Raw genomic sequence first — 19,823 nt, 5'->3', positions numbered from 1 at the left:
GGAGTTCGCTATGCCCAAGCCAATCCTCCATATGGCCGGGATCACTAAGGTGTTCAGCACCGAAGAAATGGAAACTCACGCCCTGCGGGGCGTTGACCTGAGTATTAACTCGGGGGAATTTGTTTCTATCTGCGGCCCCTCGGGTTGCGGTAAATCCACACTTCTTTCGATTCTCGGCCTGCTGGACCTCCCCACCAGCGGCAGCTATCAAATTGAAGGTATTGAAGTCGCTCAATTGTCGCTGCGTGAGGCGGCGACTATTCGCAACGAGAAAGTAGGCTTTATCTTCCAGTCCTTTAATCTGATTGACGAACTCTCTGTCTACGACAATATCGCCCTGCCCCTGCGATACCGCCGCAATCCCATTCCCAAGTCTGAAGCCGACAAAAAAGTGAAACACTGCCTGGAGAAGGTGGGGATGAGTCACCGGGCCTCTCACAAACCTAATCAGTTATCGGGTGGCCAACAGCAGCGAATCGCCATAGCCCGCGCGCTAGTTGGCAATCCGTCCCTGCTACTGGTGGACGAGCCCACCGGCAACCTGGATTCCCACAATGGCGATGCAGTAATGGAAATGCTGCGACAGCTCAATAATGAAGGGACCACCCTGTGCATGGTGACCCATGACCCTCGTTATGCAGACATGGCCAGCCGCCAATTGCATCTGCTGGATGGAAAAATCTCAACACCGCAGCCCATAAAAGAGCCACATGAGATGGCCCTATGATCACCACAAAGGACCTGTCCATCGCCCTCCAGTCCATCAATCGGGCGCGGAGCTACGCCACCACTATTATTCTGACCCTGGGTATCACCCTCGGCGCCCTGGTAACACTATTTAATCTCAACTACCAACTGCTAGCCGCACCCCTACCCTACCCGGACGAAGATCGGCTGTATGTCGTGAATGGTAATCTCTACCAGAACAAGCAGCTACGGCTGGAAAACAACAGCCAATACCCCGCCCTGGTTGAAATCTATAAAAACGACAGTTTCTTCGAGTCCAGCGCCCTGGTGTACTTCTGGGAAGATGTGGTCCGCAATTTATCCGGATCACCACGGGTTAATGTTTCCTATGTCTCTCCAGAATATCTCCAGCTGGCTGGAGCACCCCTGGCCTTGGGCAGACAATTCAGTGCCAATGAAGGGCTCGACAGCCGAGTCCCTGTGGCGGTTATCAGCTATCAAACCTGGGAGCAGATGTTCCGGCGCAACCCAAATGTCTTGGAGCAAAGCCTGCAATTTGGGGAGGTGGACTTTCGCATTGTCGGCGTCACTGCCAAAGACTTCATTGAACCCCAGATCTATAAACAGGGCCGACAAACAGCAGTCTGGCTGCCCTGGGACTTTAACGATACACAAGTAGAGCGCAGAAATAATTGGAGAGGCTTCCTGCCTTTTCGCATGCTCACAGGAAAGCTGAAGCCGGGCATTGACCCAGCCAGTGCGGGGCATGAATTGAGCACATTAATGGATGCCCAGTATCAAGCGGCCCTAGCGGGAAGATCCTCTTCGGTAGAAAGGTCCGTTGAATACCGACTCACTCCCTTCGCCAATAAAATACTTGGCGACAGCGCCACGCGAACCCTAATGGTTATGGGCGGTACACTGGTACTTCTGTTAATTGCCTGTGCCAATGTTACCAACCTGATTCTTTCTCGCGCAACCAAACAACAACGCAATATGGCGATACAGGTCGCATTGGGCGCACACAAAAAACATATCTTTTTGGCCCTGCTATGTGAAATCGGCCTACTAATGTTAGGGGCTGCATTACTTTCTCTACTTTTAGCCCTGGGATCGACGGAAGTACTAAGGGTGATGGCTACGGAACAAATTCCTCGCATTCAAGAGCTCACCTTAAACTGGCAGACACTGGTTTTCGCACTGTTGTGTGCCTTACTTCTCGCCCTGTTCTTCTCAGCCATAGTCAGTCGACAGGTTAATTACCGCGCACTGAATCAAATTTTGCAGAGCAGCGGCAAAGGCTCGGGTGTACAAATTTCACCACTGATCCGCAAAGTCCTCATCAGTAGCCAAGTGGCGATGACCAGTTTGCTTATCGTCGCCAGCTTGCAGATTTTCCTGCAAGCCAATCGCCTGATTAACCAGCCCTTTGGCTTCCCCTTGGACAGCGTTCAAGTGATGACTATGAATATCGGCAATCTTAGGAGTGCCCCCACTGCCGAACGGGAGAGTTACCTGAAGGCCATCAGGCAGAGATTGCTGGAGCACCCTAAAGTACAAAATGCCAGCCTGAGCTTAAACACTCCTATCTCTATCAGCCGGCCACTCTGGACCACATCCCTGAGTCATGATGCCAGCCGGCAAAATCCAGTGATGGCCAAGACCACAGTAGTCGACGAAAACTACCTTTCCATTTTGCGTATGCCATTGATAGCTGGCCGCCATATCAATGCGGCTGAATTTTCCGATAACAATCGCATGATGCTCGTCAACGAAACCCTGGCCCAGCAATTGGAGCCGGATGGAGAAGTATTAGGCAATCGCTACTACTGGCGAGGTGACTTGCCCTACCAAGTGGTCGGTGTAGTACGCAACGCAAGCCTGCCGGGCAAAAAGGAACCCGCCCGCTTATTTGTGCGTGGTATCAACGTGAGCTATCCCCTACTGGTACTCAGACATAAGCCTCACCAACCACTCAGCACCACAGAAATCAATCGGGAATTTGCCCAAGTAAACAGGCAGTACAAAGTTTCTGAGCTCTTCTCCCTGGAGCAGGCGCGAGACCTACTCCTAAGCAATGACCGGGTCTCAGTTTGGGTAACCACCGCCCTGACGTTACTGGCACTCAGCCTCGCTGCCATCGGTATCTTTGGAGTCCTCAGTTACAGTGTACAACTGCGGCGTACTGAGCTTGGCGTACGCATGGCAATCGGCGCCCGCCCAGCGACGATTTTCTATCACACCCTGATCGATAGCCTGATTCCCGTAGTTATCGGTATCGCTGTAGCGACTTTGGTAGTAGTCCCACTGGCACTTTGGCTTGAGCAAAGCGAGTTCAGTATTGAAACCAGCCTCTGGGGCTGGCTGCTACCACCACTACTTATTATCGGCCTAACCGCCTCGGTTACCCTGCTTTCTGTATGGAAGATAATCAACAAGCCCGCGATTTACGCATTGTAAGGAACAGGATAATTACTTTCCACCTGATAGCCGCTGCTTGAGGTTGCGCGCGCATCGTGCAATCTTTACAGCAAATACAACAATAAGAAATGGAGTAGCCAATGCAACCTCAGCAATGGTTATCAAACGGAAATATATTTGATTATCAAGACCACCAACTCTTCTATGTCGATAGCAACCCAAGCTGTCGACATAAACCGGTACTGCTTTTGATTCACGGCTTCCCCACTAGTAGTTATGACTGGCAAAAGGTATGGGCCCAACTGACAGAGCACTATCGCTGTATTGCTATGGATATGCTGGGCTTTGGCTATTCAGACAAACCTAAGCAGCATAACTACAGTATCCACGGGCAAGCTGATTTACATGAAGCTCTTCTGCAACATTTAAACATCAACAAGGTCCACCTGTTGGCCCATGACTATGGGGATACTGTTGCCCAGGAGTTACTCGCCAGAGCCAATAGCGGTGGTACCACGGGGTATATCTCAGCATGCCTGCTGAACGGCGGCCTTTTCCCAGAAGCTCATCAAGCTCGTCTCGTGCAGAAACTGCTGCTCTCTCCCACAGGTTTTCTGATCAATAAACTAATGAATTACCGACAGTTTTGCCGCAGCTTCAGTGCCATTTTCGGACCAGAGACACAACCCTCCGACAGAGAATTGCGAGACCTGTGGCAAATTCTCCAATATAAGAATGGCAACCGGCTCCTCTATAAATTGATCACCTATATGCACGACAGGCGCCAACATCGTCAGCGCTGGATTGATGCTCTTAACCAATACCCCGGCCCCCTGCTACTAATCAATGGCTCATTAGACTCGGTTTCTGGGAAGCATATGGTGGATCGATTTCGTCAATTGATTGATCGTCCAGCAGATATTGTTGAGCTGGGAAAGGTTGGGCATTATCCCCAGTGGGAGGCGCCAGATAGTGTGGTAAATTCGTATTTAAGTTTCGTAGAGACTGAAAAGGATGAACAATTAATTCCTTCTTGAATGTCCTGGATAACTCTCGAGTACTAACATGATGACAAGGAGCTGGCTGCCAAAATTCCAGCCTAATACCAAGCACACCCCATTAATAAGATCTATTTTAAGTTTCATTCAAAAGTATTATTTTCTTCATTCCTAAGCATGTCCTATGCAATCATAGTAAGAACCATACCAAGCAACATTAAGAAAGTATTATGATCTACTCAACCACTGAAACCCTACCCGGACATGAAATTAAAGAGATACTCGGAGTGGTTACCGGTAATGTTGTCCAATCCAAGCATATTGGTCGTGATGTTATGGCTGGCTTAAAGAGTATCGTTGGCGGCGAGATAAGAGGCTATACAGAAATGTTATCCGAAGCCAGAAATAAGGCCCTTCAACGGTTGATTGATAGTGCCCAGCAGAAAGGAGCCGATGCTGTAGTAGGCATCCGATTTTCAACAAGCGCCATTATGGAAGGGTCTTGTGAAATGATGGTCTTTGGGACTGCTGTCAAACTAAGGAGGTGATTGGCCCCAAGCCACATCCTCTACTTTTTTAGCTTTTGTAACAGACTTGATGAAATATAGCTCTAACTGTTAATTAGCTTCAATTCAGAGGTACGAGGCTCCGAAATTAAACTCAGTGGAGCCTCTAATTTATAACCACTTTGAAGAATCTAAATAGTCAAATTGCAACTATAGACAAATTAAGCGTTAACTGATATTGAAGTAATTACAGGCGCTTTCTTATATCATCCAAAACCCACTCCAGCGGTTTATCTATCCCCTTATTATAACTTTTCCAGTCCTGCTTGATCATTACATCCGGTTGTACACCCTCTGTATAAACATCCTGGAACCTATAGTTACGCTTCGAATAGGTTATAACCCAGTCGGAGTTAGGCAAAGAGAACTGGTCCATATCCTGATAACCAACAGGGTTCCCACCGGAAGGCTCTCCCACTAACTTGGCATTCAGAATTTGACGATATTGAGCCGCATTACTCATCGCTGCTGAATAGGTCTTACCGCCTATCAGTGTATAAACACCGTGATCCCAATCAATACTATCAACAAGGACCAGCCTCCAGGCTAAAGTCAGACCGACAAAGAAATCACCCCCGCCATTCTCCCTGAAATCAATAATCAGATTTTTAACATTATTTTTCTTTAAGAACTTTTCAACATCAACTGCAAAGTCCTCCATATTTGAAAAACTCGGATAGCTTTTGAAGTATATATAAGCGGTTTGCGTATCTATGTCAGCGGACATCCAGAGGTTAGATGACTCTTCGACCCTCTTTGACTTGAAGGGAGTGGTCTTTGGAAAAAGATGGTGAGTAATTTTAGAGTGGTAATTTCCCATAGACAAAGAAGACACCGAGACAGTTTTCTCCCGACCAGAGTCGTCTGTAAATGTATAGACAGCTTTCTTAGTACTAGCTGAAATACCTGCTCCCTCGAGAACTTGTGCAACATTTATTTGAAAAGCTCTCCTTATTTTTAATGAATACCCATTCTCAACCCCCTGTACAATAGGTGATAGTCGATCAATAATGGCATCTATGGGTGTACCGTTAATAGCAGTTAATTTATGACCCAGTAACTGCCGGTAGGATTCATCGGTAGCAATCAGGCGAAGATCCCCATCAAACTCTATGAATTGAAAAGGGTAAAGCTCTATATCCTGATTCCAAAAAGCAAGCTGAGTATGGCCATCCCCGATCATCCGGCTAATTTTCATCAATTCAACCATCACTTGATTTTCAGAAAGATTTGGCAAGTCGGATTTTAGTAGCAATAGTTTATCAGTGAGTTCTTCCTTAGAAACGTTATGGTAAAGATTTATATGATTCCTCTCTAACTCTTGATGGAAGTAATCAATATCTTCAACCCAGTCACCTATATTTGAGATTGCTGATGCCTCGGCAGACAGTATTAGGCACAATCCAAGGTTTATCCATCTCACAAACTTGACTAACACTCCCTCTCCTCCCTGATATCTTTTAACCAAATGAGAAATGGTCATGATCCACTCCATTTCACTTTATTATTTTACAAAGGAAATGCAGTATACTCCCTTTGAGAGCAGAAAAGTGGGTTGATATAACATATAAGTACCCCTTCCCCTAGTGGTACAAGGGTGCCGCAGGATAGCCTATACGCTATTACCAACTAATGCAGTTTTACTCTCAAGATAGTTTTAAAGCTACTAAAGATCGATGCAGCTTTCCACTTACTGGAAGATCCCTCATGACAAGCCTAATTAAATATTTTTTCCTTTCTTTCCAGTTAACATTAGCACCTGCAGTAACAGCAATAACCATTCGTGATGATGTAAGTGACTCAGAATATCGTATAGATGCCTCTGAATTCCCAGCGCTTGTAGATTTACCGGGAGAGGGACATGGAGTACTTATCACCCCAAAATGGATTATTACAGCTGCGCATGCCATTACTTGGCAACATTGCATTGAGGAAGTCGTCATAAATGGCACTCCCAGAGAGATCGACAAACTAGTGATGCACCCTGGCTATAAAAAGACACCTCAAAGGATGATTGATGAGGCACTAGAAACGGGAGATGCCAGTGAAATTGAAGCATTATTGGCCACATCAGATGATATCGCCTTAATCAAGCTTTCTCAGCCTGTCGTTGATGCTAATCCGGTGGGAATTTACCGTGAGAATGATGAGCAAGGACAAATAGTAAAGCTGATCGGAAAAGGAGCAACGGGTACAGCTGACCTCGGCCATGACCCCAAAGGCCCAAATCGAACAGAACTCCGCAGAGCATTTAACATAATCTCATCAACTCAAAGTCGTTGGCTTGGCTATGAATTTGATCAGGCCCCGGATGCATTACCACTTGAAGGCATGACGACGAATGGTGACAGTGGCGGCCCGGTATTAATTGAAGTTGATGGCCAGTGGTTACTCGCAGGTCTAACGTCCTGGAAGCATGCTGAAGACGTCGATATACGAACCTTCCGCCCCGGCACCTATGGGCAGACTTCCTATTCCATTCGCTTAAGTCATTATGTAAGCTGGATTGACACAATGATTTCTAATCACTCATCTATTCAGCAATCTGTCAAAGCAGAGCTTGATAGTTCATCAACTAACTAATAATCGGTTATTCTCCAAACACTACAGTAAGCATTACCCGAGAAAATATCATGTATAAATTAATACCTTTCATTCTATTAACTTTTTTAAATTCATATGTATATGCCAATTCCGCCGAGGACAACATCAAAATACGAAGAGCCGTACTCGACTACATTGAGTCACAACAAAAAATTGAACCAGGCCTAATGGAAAGAGGTTTAGATGAGAAACTAGCCAAGCGAACCTACTGGGAATCCAAAGACGGCTCAGAATTCATCATGGAGACAGACTATGAAACTATGGTTTGGCTGGCCGAAAACTACAATAAGGAAGGCGATAAATTTACAGATTCCCCCAGAATTGATATCGACATACTTGATATTGATAACCGGGTAGCCTCGGTAAAGCTTACAGTCGATGATTGGATTGATTATATGCACTTATATAAGAATGATAAAAATAACTGGAAGATCATCAACGTTCTCTGGCAGTATCACGATACAAAACGGCACGTTAGCAAGAAATGATTTAGCATTCTGCTCTGCAGTTCTATGCGTAAGCATTATTTATTTTGGGTTTCAGTCTGGCATTCAGTATAGCCTTTGAATTGTATCAAGCTTAAGCCTGTGCCCACACGCAACAAAAAGAGGCACCAAATTGAGAAGGATCGCCATCGCCCTACTATTTTTACTAGCAGCCATTGCCTGTTATGAATTTGATGTACCTGTTGGCGGTGCCTTTTTTCTCGCTTTTGGTATTGTTTTTTTGAGAGGATCTTCTGGATAAATCTGTTCAAATGCAAAAGAATGTCAGCCTAATAGCTAGTATCTAGGAATTTCCACCTAGGAATATAGGCGTTGACAGCTTAATCAATCCTCAACAATCCCACTTACGCTCCCCCTACTAGCACTATCGAACCACATTCTCCTCTCACCGATACCTCCTTGGCTACAAATCCCAGCTCTGCTGATCCTCATTACCAAAGCTCAATACCCTTACTCACTCACATCGAGCGATAGGAAAGCTTGAGACAACTTTCAAGACCAACTAAATTGTCCGCCACTTCATTCCACCAATTAGGAAATAGCCATGCCCCCTCACCGCTTACCGCGTTGGATTGCGGTCACTCTTCTCTGCCTTGTTGCTGTAGCCTGCACGCCAGAGAATCCGGAAAAGCCGGGCGAGACCTCTGCAGATGTGGTATCTACGCATGGCCCACTCAAAAGCGGTGATGAAAAATCAACGGAGGAAACACCCCCATTGGTCTCTCCCCCCAAGAATAGTGGTAAAGAGGCTAGCAGTGAGACTGGATCAACAACTTCCGATACCAAATCCATAAACAGGCCCAGTGAAGAAGCTCCTTCGCAGGCTGCCACTTCCAACAAAGACACGATGCCGGTGGTTGCGGGTTCAACAGAACGTGCTCTTACGGTGCTCCATATAGGCGAGCGGGTCTACAAAGATGCGCGAGCTATTGCGGTGATCTTTTCCGAGCCCCTGCTGGGGAATACCCATTTTGGTTCCTACCTGACCCTCTCCCGCGAAGATGGTGAAAATGTCGATGGGGGCTGGGTTTTATCTGACAACCAGAAGACCCTTTACTTCACTAACATCGAGCCGAATACCCGCTACCGAGTAGCGATAAACCCCGGCCTGCCCAGTGAGGATGGATTCCAACTACAGAAGCCAAAGAAGGAAACAGTTCACACGCGGCGTATCGAACCCAGTATTAGCTTCACTAGTAACGGCAGTATATTTCCGTCTACGGTAACACCTGGCTTGCCGGTGACTGCCGTCAGTATCGAAGCAGTGCAAATCCATTTTCACAGGGTAAAGCCTGAACACTATTCCGACTTCTTTAGCCTGGTCAACAATCAGTCCCTGAAGTACTACTACCAGCTAAGAGCACTGAACAATGTTGCCGAATTAATCTACAGTGCACATTTTGACCTTACCCAGGAAAAATATGTTCAACGGGATTTCGATCTCTCCATCGGCCATATTGAGCCTCTAAAACAGCCTGGCATTTATGTTGCAGTCATGCAACCGGCCGGTGTGTACAACACCAACCTTTTCGATATCACCCACTTCTCTATTTCCAACTTAGGCCTCCATGCCCGTTACTATCCGGAAAGCGTGGACCTCTATGTCTCTTCTCTGGACGAAGGGGAAGCACTGAAAGGCATCCAGGTGGAGTTACTGGACAACAAAGGAGGACTGATCAAGCAGCAGACGACCTCTAAAGAAGGGCATGTTCGTTTTCTGCTCAGTCAGGAGCAGGAGGACTCCCAGCGCTTCTTTGTTGCGCGAGACCCAGATACTGGCCATTTTTCTCTGTTAGATTTGCGCGAACCGGCGCTGGACCTGTCGGACTTTAAATTGGGCCAACGCCCTTCCAGGCCGATGGAGTTCTTTATGTACGGTCCCCGAGACTTGTACCGTCCCACAGAATCCATACAAGTTAGCGGCCTGCTACGCAATTACGACGGGCGCTATTTAAAAGACCTACCGATCAAGGCGGACTTGATCAAGCCAGATAACACCAGTGCCCGTACATTCACCTGGCACGCCAGCGCGCCTGGATACTACGAGAAGCTCCTTCCCCTACCTCAAAATGCTCCGACGGGTGACTGGCGTCTGGAAGTTGAGTTGGCCGATGGACGCAAAGTGAATTACCCGTTCAAGGTAGAGGAGTTCCTGCCTGAGCGTATGAAGTTGGTATTACAAGACGGTGAAGAGCGCAGCCTGGTCCAGGGGCACGCTAAATCTTTGGAACTGGAAGTTGAGGGTAGTTATCTGTACGGCGCTCCGGCAGCGAATAACCGCTTGGAAACTTTGGTACAAGTCAGTCACTATCGGGAACCCTTCCCTCAATGGAAAGGGTTTTTGTTTGGTGACGCCACTGAGCGATTGCCCACGCGTCAATTTAATGCCCCCACCATCGAGCTGGATGACAAAGGGCTTGGCAAGTTGCCATTGCGGTCCCGTTGGAGTCGCGCGAATAGCCCGCTAAAAATCAATCTGGTTTCCAGCCTGTTCGAGTCCGGCGGTCGCCCGGTAACTCGGCAGCATCCCGTTCTGGTTTGGCCAGAGCATCCTGTAGTCGGCATTCGCCCGAACTTTGGCAAGGAGAATCCCTCGGCCAATAGCAGACCAGAATTCGATATTGTCGTAGCCGATGCACAGGGTGAACCGGTCACCGGTCGCAACCTCAATGCGGTATTAATCTCAGAGGACCGTCAATATTTTTGGGAGTACTCCGCTAGCCAGGGTTGGCATTATGAATACTCCACTGCCGAGTACGAGTCTTTCAGCCGCCAACTGCAATTTAATGAAGAGACTCCCCTGAAACTCACGGTGCCTGTGGATTATGGCCACTACCGTTTGGAAATTACCGATACTAATAGCGGAGCTACCAGCAGCCTGCGCTTCCATGCTGGGCGCGACTGGTATTACTGGTGGCGTAAGGACCAAGTAACGAAAGGCCAGGCGGCCCGTCCGGATACCGTGGCTTTATCTTTAGATAAACCCAGATACGCACCTGGAGATTTAGCGCAGCTCACTATAGTGCCTCCGGCAGACGGTGAAGCGCTTGTGTTGGTAGAGAGCGATCGATTGCTGTGGTCCGAGCGTGTATCGGTAGAGAAATCGGGCACCAAGGTTGAAATCCCCATTTCAGTAGACTGGGACAATCACGATACCTATATTTCCGTAACTGCACTGCGTCCGGCCGATAAGAACGAACGTATCACCCCTAATCGCGCTTTCGGACTGGCTCACTTGCCACTGGACCGGGAAGCCCGACGCTTGCCAGTGCGCCTGGAAGCCCCTACACGCGCCCTGCCCGGCTCAGAGATAGAGGTCACCGTAATCACGGATCTGGATTCCATCGGCAAAAATGGCGGTGCAGCCTGGACCACCTTGGCAGCAGTAGATGTGGGCGTGCTCAATATCACCCGCTTTGAAACACCAGATCCCTTTGAAGCCTTTTTCGGCCAGCGCCGCTATGGTGTCGATGTCCGCGATATCTATCACCGCATTATTGAGTCTGGTAATGGCAAGCTGTTGGAGCAACGCTTCGGTGGAGATGCGGAACTGGCGCGTGGTGGAGAAGAACCTAATTCCGATGTGCAAATAGTTTCACTATTTTCCGGCCCGGTGGAATTTGATCAGCAAGGCAAAGCCAAAGTTTCCCTTCAGCTGCCGGAATTCAATGGTAGCTTGCGCCTGATGGCGGTGTCATTCAGTAAAGAGGGGTTTGGCAGTACTGAAGGAGAACTGACAGTAGCCTCCCCATTAGTGACCCAGGCAGCCCTACCCCGCTTTATGTCTCCCGGAGATACCAGCACACTGGCGCTTGACCTGAACAACCTGAGCGGCCGCACGCAAAAACTGACTGTGGAAATGCGGTCTGTGGGCGTTGTGGATATGGAAATGGGAGAGCGTCTTTTAGAGCTGGCTGACGGCGAGCGCAAGACTTTGCGATTCCCCATTACCGCTAAAGACGCCACTGGTGAAGCGGAATTCCAACTGGTTGTCCGTGGCGCGTTAGATGAAGATAGCCAAGCTATTTCCATTGAACGCCAGTGGAGACTGGGTGTTCGCCCAGCTTGGCCCGCCACCACGCACACCCGGCGACGCCTGCTGGGCCAAGACGAAAGCTTCAGTATTGATACGGCTTTCCTCGATTCACTGATGCCGGATACAGTGCAGACGCTGGTCTCCCTGGATAGCCGCCCGCAATTGCAACTGCAGGATCATCTGGCAACCTTGCTGGGTTATCCCTACGGATGCCTGGAGCAAACTTCCAGCCGCGTTTACCCATTGGTAATGGCAACGCCACTACAACAAGAAAAATTGGGCATCGAACCTCTGGACGAGAGTGAGCGTGCGAAACGTATCGATGCCGGCATCGAGCGCATCTTTAATATGCAAAAAGGCAACGGTGGTTTCGGCCTGTGGAGCTCGGAATCTCCGGAGAACCAATGGCTCACGGCTTATGTAGCCGACTTGTTACTGCACGCTCGGGACCAGGGTATTGTGTTCGATAACGCACGCCTGGAGTCCACCCTAAAGCGCCTGCAGGAATATGCCCGCGAACGCGGTAGCTTCTATCAGCAGCGTTACAGCAGTGACCCTGACTTTTACGCTTATGCCGCCCGCTCCTATGCCGCCTATGTGTTGTCCCGTGTACAAAAAATATCGCTCGGCCAATTGCGCAGTCTGTATGAAAACGGCAGTACTATGACCCAGTCGCCCCTGCCGCACTTACACATGGCAATTGCATTGCACACGATGGGCGATACCGCTCTAGCTCAGGAAGCCTTACAAAAAGCCCTCTCCATTGAACGCAAACGTCGCGATTATTACGGCGATTATGGCTCCGATCTGCGCGATACTGCACTGATGATTTCCCTATTGCTGGAGCACGATTTAGCTACCGACAAAGCCGAAGGATTGCTGTTTGAAATGGTGAATCTACTCCGCGAACGCACGTACCTAAGTACGCAGGAACGTAACAGCGTGTTTATGGCCGGCGTGCAGTTGCAGCTGAATAGTGGTGAGAACTGGTCTGCCTCTCTGAGTACCGATGATGGCTTGCGGGAATTAAATCGCAACACCCCATATAACACTCTCTTCCGAGGCCGTGAGGCTGCTGAAGCTATTGAGGTGACAAGCCAAATAGAAAAACTTTTCGCTGCTATAACCACCAATGGCTACAGCAAGCAGGCACCCGCAGAGGTGATGGATAAGGGCGTTAAGGTCAGGCGCAGCTACCACAAACTAGACGGTTCAAGTATCGTGCCGACTCAGGTGCGTGAAGGTGAACTCTATCTGGTGCGCCTGCAAATCGACGCGGACCGACGCCTGCCCGACCTGCTCGCAGTGGACCTGCTGCCCGCAGGGCTCGAACTGGAAAACCAGAACCTGGCCGACAGTATCAAAGTGGATGAGATTGAGTTCGACGGCAAGAGCATCGCCCAATGGCAGGAAGATCAGGATAATGTTCAACATATGGAATTCCGTGATGACCGCTTTGTGGCAGCGCTGGACCAGTCTGAGTGGAAAACCACCAACCTTTTCTACATTGCCCGAGCAGTAACTCCCGGTCGCTACCAAGTACCTCCCCCTTTCGTGGAAGACATGTACAGCCCTGAGCGCTTCGCGATTGGCAAAAATCCAATGACGCAAATGCAGGTAATCGGCAAGCAGTGAAACTGTTGGTCACTTCAACAGCCCGATGGAAAAACAGCAGTCGCGTATTTCGCGCGCTGCTGCTTTCTCTTTTCTTTCTTTTGGGTTCACTCTTAGCCCTGGATACTATTTTTCCTCCGCCTTTGCCTGCAGCACATGGTTTTGCGCGGGTAGTGGCCGATCGCCATGGCAAGCCGTTGCGCTTCTTTGCCGATAATCGCGGAATATGGCGTTACCCCATCACTCAAGATGAGGTATCGCCGCGATTTATCGAGGCACTGCTCACCTATGAAGATCGCCATTTCTATCAGCACCCTGGAATCAACCCCCTTGCTCTCGTCCGCGCAGCCGGCCAATACCTTGTTAATGGACATGTGGTCTCCGGTGGCTCCACCCTGACCATGCAGGTAGCGCGCCTGCTAGATCCACATCACAGAACTTTAACCGGTAAAACCAAACAAATGTTGCGCGCCCTGCAGCTGGAGTGGCATTTCAGCAAACGGGAAATTCTCGATCTCTACCTTAACCTCGCCCCCTACGGCGGTAACATAGAAGGCGTGGAAGCGGCCAGCCGTTTATACCTACGCAAATCGGCTGCCGACCTTACCCACGCCGAAGCAGCGCTCCTGGCAGTATTGCCCCAAGCTCCAAGTCGCCTGCGCCCGGATCGACACCCACATCGCGCTCAGAAAGCGAGAGACAAAGTATTGACCAGGTTGCAGACCTACGGCGTTTGGAGCAAAGACGAAATCGAGCGCGCGCAGCTAGAAAACGTCTATGCCGAGCGCCTGGAATTCCCACAGAACGCGCCGCATCTATCGCGCAGACTGGTAGAAACCATCAGTGATAAGGAGGTGATCCACACCACTATCGACGGCAATATTCAGCGGGGGCTGGAGGATTATCTACGTGATCATATGGAGAGCTATCCGCATAAAACTTCTGCCGCTGTTGTAGTGATGGAGAACTCCGATTTATCTGTACGTGCCTATTTGGGTGCCTCCCATTTCGGTGACAGGCGCCGATATGGCTATGTGGATATGGGAAGAGCCATACGCTCGCCCGGTTCCACTCTCAAACCATTTCTGTATGGGCTGGCAATCGATGGAGACCTGATCCATAGCGCCTCCTTACTCAGTGATGCACCTCGCATTTATGGAGATTACCGCCCAGAGAATTTCCACCGTGGCTTTTCCGGCCCGGTCAGTGCTACTGCCGCTTTGCAACGCTCTCTCAATGTCCCAGCTGTACAATTACTGGAGCACTACGGCCCCGGTCGATTCGCAGCAGCATTGGAAAATGCCGGCCTCTCACTGCAATTCCCCAGCGGCGGTAAACCCAATCTGGCGATGATATTAGGTGGCGTAGGTGCCCGTCTGGACCAACTCACCGGAATTTATGCAGCCCTCGCGCGCGGTGGACTCGCTGCAGCACCCCGCTATTTACCAGAAACCCCACTGAGAGAGAGACATCTGATGTCCCCGGAGGCCGCCTGGATCACATTCGAAATGCTGGCTTCCAATCGCAGTGGCTCGCGCCGTTGGCGCAATCTGGTAAGGCAAACCAAAGCAGATATTGCCTGGAAAACCGGCACCAGCTACGGCTACCGCGATGCCTGGGCAATTGGCGTGACTCCCGGTTATACCGTAGGTGTTTGGGTAGGCCGCCCAGATGGCACCCCTCTACCCGGCTACTATGGCTCCATCAGTGCTACACCGCTATTAAACGCAGTGATTGCAGCACTGCCAGGGAACAAACAACAGCGTCTGGCAAGACCAGAATCAATTGCTAAAACCGAAATATGCTGGCCGTTAGGTGGCCAGAAGACGTTAACCGAAGATGAACACTGCCACCAAGAACGCCATGGCTGGCTGATTCATGGCCGAGCACCCAGAACCCTACCGCCGAAAAGCGAGCCCTTGCATGCTGCGCAAACATACCGCTTCTTTATCAACCAACAGGGGTTACGTGTTAAACCCAGCTGTATGGACTCCTCAGCTGAAAAGCGAAGCATTGCCCTGTGGCCTAAAGAACTGGAATCCTGGCTGCCCGCTAACCAAACCAGGGCCCAACAAATTCCGCGGACAGCACCCAAATGTAACGCCCCAACCGCAACTTCAGGTACCCCATTAAAAATTGTCGGTGCCGGCAATGGCAATCAATACCGCCCAACTGGCAACAATGCTCCTTTACCACGATTAAATCTCAGTGCGATTGGTGGGCAAGGAAAACGCTACTGGTTCGTCAATGGCGACCTTAAAGGGGAAACTTTGGGCACTCAAAATCTTGAACTCTCACCGCAAAATGGCCAGCATCAAATTGCCGTGCTGGATGAGAGTGGGAATGTGGATCGGATTGAAATATACGTAGGGATTAACGATTAAATGACACATTATCGATATGGACAAAGATAAAAGCTATCGCAGAGCTTATGAACTCCAAGCTTCTGGGAAGCTTTCTCAAGCTCTTCAGCGGTATTCACAGGTAACGGCCTTGTCTAATGACTCAAGATATTTCATCGCTAATACAATTTACAATCATTTTCTGATACTCCCAGCCCTCTCATAATTACAGGCCCCTAAAAATATGACATTCTCAACCCAATCATTAAACTTAATACAATCAAGAAGTTGTTATTAATATGAGCCTAACCCATGTAGCAACTGCTATTCTTGTAACATTTATTTGGGGGTCAGCATTTGCAATAATAGAGATAGGCCTCCAAGGATTCCCTCCAATTTTCAATGCTTCATTGCGTTTTCTCACTGCAAGCATCCCTTGGATATTTTTCATTAAAAGGCCTCAAGTAAGCTGGAAATTTCTATTTTTATTTGGATTGAATTACGTTCTATTGTTCGGCCTCATGTACACAGGCATGAAACTAGGCATGCCCTCTGGACTTACATCATTAGTACTTCAGTGTTCTGCACTGTTTGCACTAATCCTGTCAGCTTTAATTCTGAAGGAGCACCCATCCAAGGCCCAAATATGTGGAATCATCGTTGGCTTAGCAGGCATTAGCATTATTGCTACCGATCATACTAGCTTTAGTTCAATAACCGCCTTTCTATTGGTGCTAGGAGCTGCTTTCTTTTATGGCACCAGCAGCATTATTATCAAGCGCGCCGGCAATATTGATATGCTATCCCTTTTAGTTTGGGGTTGCCTTATACCACCAATTCCATTGCTGGGACTATCTATGTTTTTCGAACAAGGCCAATGGCAAGCATTAAGAGAAATAAATCCATCTGGTGTATTTTCCATTTATTATACGTCCCTTTTGGGGACAGTCATGGCTTTTGCACTCTGGGGAAACCTACTAAAGCTGTATCCGGCAAGTATGGTAGTCTCTTTTAATCTTTTGATTCCTGTGTTTGGAATACTGACTTCATATTTGTTGCTAGATGAGCAAATAACTAATAGAGCAGCCGTGGGATGCTTTGTGATATTCCTAGCTTTACTTCTTATATCATTTCACACAAAGCTCCATAAAATAAATTTCTGGAGATTAACACCATTCAAGAGCTACAAATGAAAACTTGACTATATCCCGCAGACTAAATCAAACACTTGAAAATATTAAAATTGATAAAGTTAGAGCGCCCATCAAATGGTGACATTTACCATTACTGGGTCGCTCACTTTAGTGGAGCTATGATTGGCAACCTCTTGTTAAATTCGCCGTTTACTTATCCTTTAAATTTAAAATCTATTTTCAAACAAGACTTCTTCTAAGGGTAACTGCCCACCACGCCCATTTGCTACTTTACTAGCCTTACCCACGACTACCATCATTCCAATCAGGTAGCCATCTGGCAGGTTTATAAGCTCGGCCACTTTATCTGAGTCAAATCCAACGAGCGCGCCGGTGTCATAGCCCAGTGCTTTTGCCGTAAGCATCATGGTTTGCGCCGCTAAGCCACAGCTCCTTATTGCCTCATCTCGTTGTAATTGGGGTTTATCTCTATAGAAGTCGGTTAACATCGGGACTAAAAGTTCCCTTGCCTCTATGGGTGCATCGGCCCAGTAGCGTTCGGGGCGATCTTTCCAGGCATTGATATCTGCACAAAGAACAATCAGCTCAGAGGCATCTTCCACCTGTTGCTGGCCCCAGGCGGCGTCCTTCAGTTGCGCGCGGAGTGCTGAATCAGTCACTCTTAGAAAGCGCCAATGCTGGATATTGTATGAGGTAGGCGACAACATCGTAGCTTGGATAAGTTGGTTAAACTCACTTGATGTCATCTTTTCAGATACATCGTAATGCTTTACCGAACGGCGAGTTTCAACAGCAGTGAACAGGTCCATAATTTCCCTCTGACAATTAGTCATCTTGTGAATGTCGATGAGAGAAAGCTTATTGGGTTTCTCCTGGCTTGATAATGGGCTCTTTTGTTAAATGATTGTTGAGAAAAAGTTTACAAACTAACAATCCCAATAGGGAATGTCGCCACCAAAATACTCAATGGCAAAGTCTATAAAGGCCCGTACCTTGGCAGGCATATACTGCCGCTCAGGAAATACGGCATAAATAGTCTTGGCCGGCATTTGATATTCTTCAAACAACGGCACCAGGAGACCACTCTTGATATCTGCTCCTGCGACAAAAGTCGGCAGGCGGCCGATGCCAAGCCCCTGGAGAATGGCTTCCCGCAGCGCTTCACTATTATTGACCTGGTAGTTACCCCTGACTTCTATGGTGTGCAGATGGTTATCCTGAATAAAATTCCACTCTTTTACATCCCTGGAATAAGTAAACATCAAACAATTGTGCTCTGTTAACTGTGCAAGCTCGATCGGTTTGCCGAACTCTTCCAAGTACGCGGGAGAGGCACAGAGCACGCTTTGCAGAGGCGCCAGCTTGCGGGCAATCAAACTGGTATCAGGCAGGTCACCACCACGGATAGCGATATCAAACCCCTGCCCAACCAGATCTAACACCTTATCGTCCATCACCAGATCAATCGTGATTTTTGGATAGCGCTTGAGAAACACTGGGATAAGCGGTGCCAAATGCAACCTGCCAAAGGACATTGGGGCATTGATTCGCAAGCGCCCCTGGGGCTCACCTTGAAGCTGAGTTACTGCATCCTGAGCGTCCTGTGCGGCCTGATAAGCGATTCGGGCATGCTGAAAAAAATGCTCGCCCGCCTCTGTCAAGCTCAGCTTGCGGGTGGTGCGATGCAATAGTTTTACCCCAAGTTGCTCTTCCAGCTGACTGACCCGTTTACTAACTGCAGACTTGGATATCCCCAGCAATTTGGCGGCCGGGGAAAAGCCACCGGTTTCGGCCACTGTGACAAATACCGGTATGGCTGCAAAACTTTCCATAAACTACTGTTTCCTTTTTCTCAACAGTTTGTATCTTAATTGATGGATTATCAGTTTATCAGAAACGAGTTACTCTGATCTCGCTTTTATTGAGGGAAGAGTCATGCGTGAACTTTCAAGAGGTATCAACCCTGCAGCAACGGCAAGCAGTGGCACATCATTGTGGTGGGTTCACGGCTTGATGATAGCCTGCACATTACTGGTCGCAGGCTCATTTCCTGTTGGTGCAATAATCGCCGATTCGTTACCGGCGGATTGCTTGATGATGATTCGGTTCTTAATTGCAACAGGGCTATTTGCGCCCTTCATATTTTTAAAGCATGGATTTCAGCTTCCACACCCCAAAAAGCTACTGGGTTATGCGCTACTCAGCATCCCATTGGTTATCTTTTTCTGGTGTATGTTTGAAGCGCTCAAATACACCACAGCAGTAAATACCGGCGCCCTTTTTACAACCGTTCCTGCAATGACTGCCGTTTTTGCCTTGATCATCAATGGTGAGCGTAGCAGCGCCCGCAAAGTCATCGGTCTTACCCTTGGAACACTGGGTGCGGCCTGGATTGTACTTGAAGGGAGTATTACAACAGCGATAACGCTGGATCTAAATAGAGGGGATTGGATATTCACCTTAGGTGCTATATCGCTCAGCTTGTATAATCCACTGATCAAGAAAGTCCACTCAGGGGAGCCTACAGAGGTTATGACATTCTGGGTTATTCTATTTGGCGCCCTCTGGTTATTACTGCTTTCATTCCCAAGTTTAAGCCAAATAGAATGGCGGAATATACCTGTCGAAACTTTCGGAGGGCTATTCTATTTAGCCTTATTCACAACATTAATCAGTTTTTTCCTACTGCAATTTAGCACAATAAGAATCGGGGCGACCAAAGTTGCAGCATACAGCTTCTTGAATCCGGTATTTGTACTGGTATTGGCTACAGCATTGGAAATGACGAAATCCTCTATCAACTTTATACCTGGAATAATCTTAGTATTTGCAGCCATGTTATTTATCCAGGCAGAAAAACCCAAGAAAAAATACCGCTGAACAACTCAAGAACAG

At 48.4% G+C, this 19,823-nt stretch carries 14 protein-coding genes; 11 read left to right on the top strand and 3 right to left on the bottom strand.

The window, feature by feature from the left end; all coding sequences use genetic code 11:
* The first annotated feature begins 10 nt into the window (after nt 1-10).
* The 4 genes from ACXAFI_RS08215 to ACXAFI_RS08200 all read left to right on the top strand — a co-directional run bounded on the left by ACXAFI_RS08215 (nt 11) and on the right by ACXAFI_RS08200 (nt 4,654).
* Nucleotides 11-727 carry an ABC transporter ATP-binding protein gene (locus ACXAFI_RS08215; protein ID WP_475108408.1) on the top strand — a complete coding sequence of 239 codons (717 nt, stop codon included), beginning with the start codon at nt 11-13 and terminating at the stop codon, nt 725-727.
* Nucleotides 724-3,147, top strand: coding sequence for an ABC transporter permease (locus ACXAFI_RS08210; protein WP_475108407.1), 2,424 nt, complete (start codon nt 724-726; stop codon nt 3,145-3,147). The genes ACXAFI_RS08215 and ACXAFI_RS08210 overlap by 4 nt, the downstream gene beginning before the upstream one ends.
* Nucleotides 3,148-3,248: 101 nt before the next feature.
* The gene (locus tag ACXAFI_RS08205; protein ID WP_475108406.1) at nt 3,249-4,145 is read left to right on the top strand and encodes an alpha/beta fold hydrolase; all 897 of its coding nucleotides are present in this window, start codon (nt 3,249-3,251) and stop codon (nt 4,143-4,145) included.
* Between the two features lie 191 nt (nt 4,146-4,336).
* Nucleotides 4,337-4,654 carry a heavy metal-binding domain-containing protein gene (locus ACXAFI_RS08200; RefSeq protein ID WP_444922249.1) on the top strand — a complete coding sequence of 106 codons (318 nt, stop codon included), beginning with the start codon at nt 4,337-4,339 and terminating at the stop codon, nt 4,652-4,654.
* A gap of 205 nt (nt 4,655-4,859) precedes the next feature.
* Here the strand turns inward: ACXAFI_RS08200 and ACXAFI_RS08195 are convergent, their stop codons facing one another.
* Nucleotides 4,860-6,155 (bottom strand): S41 family peptidase, encoded by a 1,296-nt coding sequence (locus ACXAFI_RS08195; RefSeq protein WP_475108405.1) that lies wholly within the window; start codon nt 6,153-6,155, stop codon nt 4,860-4,862.
* Between the two features lie 224 nt (nt 6,156-6,379).
* Here ACXAFI_RS08195 and ACXAFI_RS08190 point away from each other — a divergent pair, with 224 nt between their 5' ends.
* The 6 genes from ACXAFI_RS08190 to ACXAFI_RS08165 all read left to right on the top strand — a co-directional run bounded on the left by ACXAFI_RS08190 (nt 6,380) and on the right by ACXAFI_RS08165 (nt 16,967).
* Nucleotides 6,380-7,255, top strand: a complete 876-nt coding sequence (locus ACXAFI_RS08190; protein ID WP_475108404.1) for a S1 family peptidase — start codon at nt 6,380-6,382, stop codon at nt 7,253-7,255.
* Nucleotides 7,256-7,305: 50 nt separating this feature from the next.
* Nucleotides 7,306-7,764, top strand: coding sequence for a nuclear transport factor 2 family protein (locus ACXAFI_RS08185; RefSeq protein ID WP_475108403.1), 459 nt, complete (start codon nt 7,306-7,308; stop codon nt 7,762-7,764).
* A gap of 130 nt (nt 7,765-7,894) precedes the next feature.
* Nucleotides 7,895-8,023, top strand: a complete 129-nt coding sequence (locus tag ACXAFI_RS08180) for a hypothetical protein (protein ID WP_475108402.1) — start codon at nt 7,895-7,897, stop codon at nt 8,021-8,023.
* Between the two features lie 303 nt (nt 8,024-8,326).
* Nucleotides 8,327-13,453, top strand: coding sequence for an alpha-2-macroglobulin family protein (locus ACXAFI_RS08175; RefSeq protein WP_475108401.1), 5,127 nt, complete (start codon nt 8,327-8,329; stop codon nt 13,451-13,453).
* On the top strand, nt 13,450-15,816 hold the full coding sequence (pbpC, locus tag ACXAFI_RS08170) for a penicillin-binding protein 1C (RefSeq protein ID WP_475108400.1): 2,367 nt from the start codon (nt 13,450-13,452) through the stop codon (nt 15,814-15,816). The genes ACXAFI_RS08175 and pbpC overlap by 4 nt, the downstream gene beginning before the upstream one ends.
* Nucleotides 15,817-16,073: 257 nt before the next feature.
* Nucleotides 16,074-16,967 carry an EamA family transporter gene (locus ACXAFI_RS08165; protein WP_475108399.1) on the top strand — a complete coding sequence of 298 codons (894 nt, stop codon included), beginning with the start codon at nt 16,074-16,076 and terminating at the stop codon, nt 16,965-16,967.
* A gap of 167 nt (nt 16,968-17,134) precedes the next feature.
* Here ACXAFI_RS08165 and ACXAFI_RS08160 read toward each other — a convergent pair whose 3' ends face one another.
* Entirely contained in the window at nt 17,135-17,737 is a 603-nt protein-coding gene (locus ACXAFI_RS08160) for a nitroreductase family protein (protein ID WP_475108398.1), read from the bottom strand.
* Between the two features lie 117 nt (nt 17,738-17,854).
* A complete protein-coding gene (locus tag ACXAFI_RS08155) occupies nt 17,855-18,760 on the bottom strand; it encodes a LysR family transcriptional regulator (RefSeq protein WP_475108397.1) in 906 nt (301 codons plus the stop codon).
* Between the two features lie 103 nt (nt 18,761-18,863).
* Here ACXAFI_RS08155 and ACXAFI_RS08150 point away from each other — a divergent pair, with 103 nt between their 5' ends.
* Nucleotides 18,864-19,808: a DMT family transporter gene (locus ACXAFI_RS08150; protein ID WP_475108396.1), complete on the top strand. Its 945-nt coding sequence runs from the start codon at nt 18,864-18,866 to the stop codon at nt 19,806-19,808.
* Nucleotides 19,809-19,823 lie beyond the last annotated feature (15 nt).

This window comes from Microbulbifer sp. ABH2_005 (assembly GCF_056160005.1).
The sequence above is the reverse complement of the archived record's forward strand: the minus strand, read 5'-3'. Positions and strand labels throughout refer to the sequence as shown.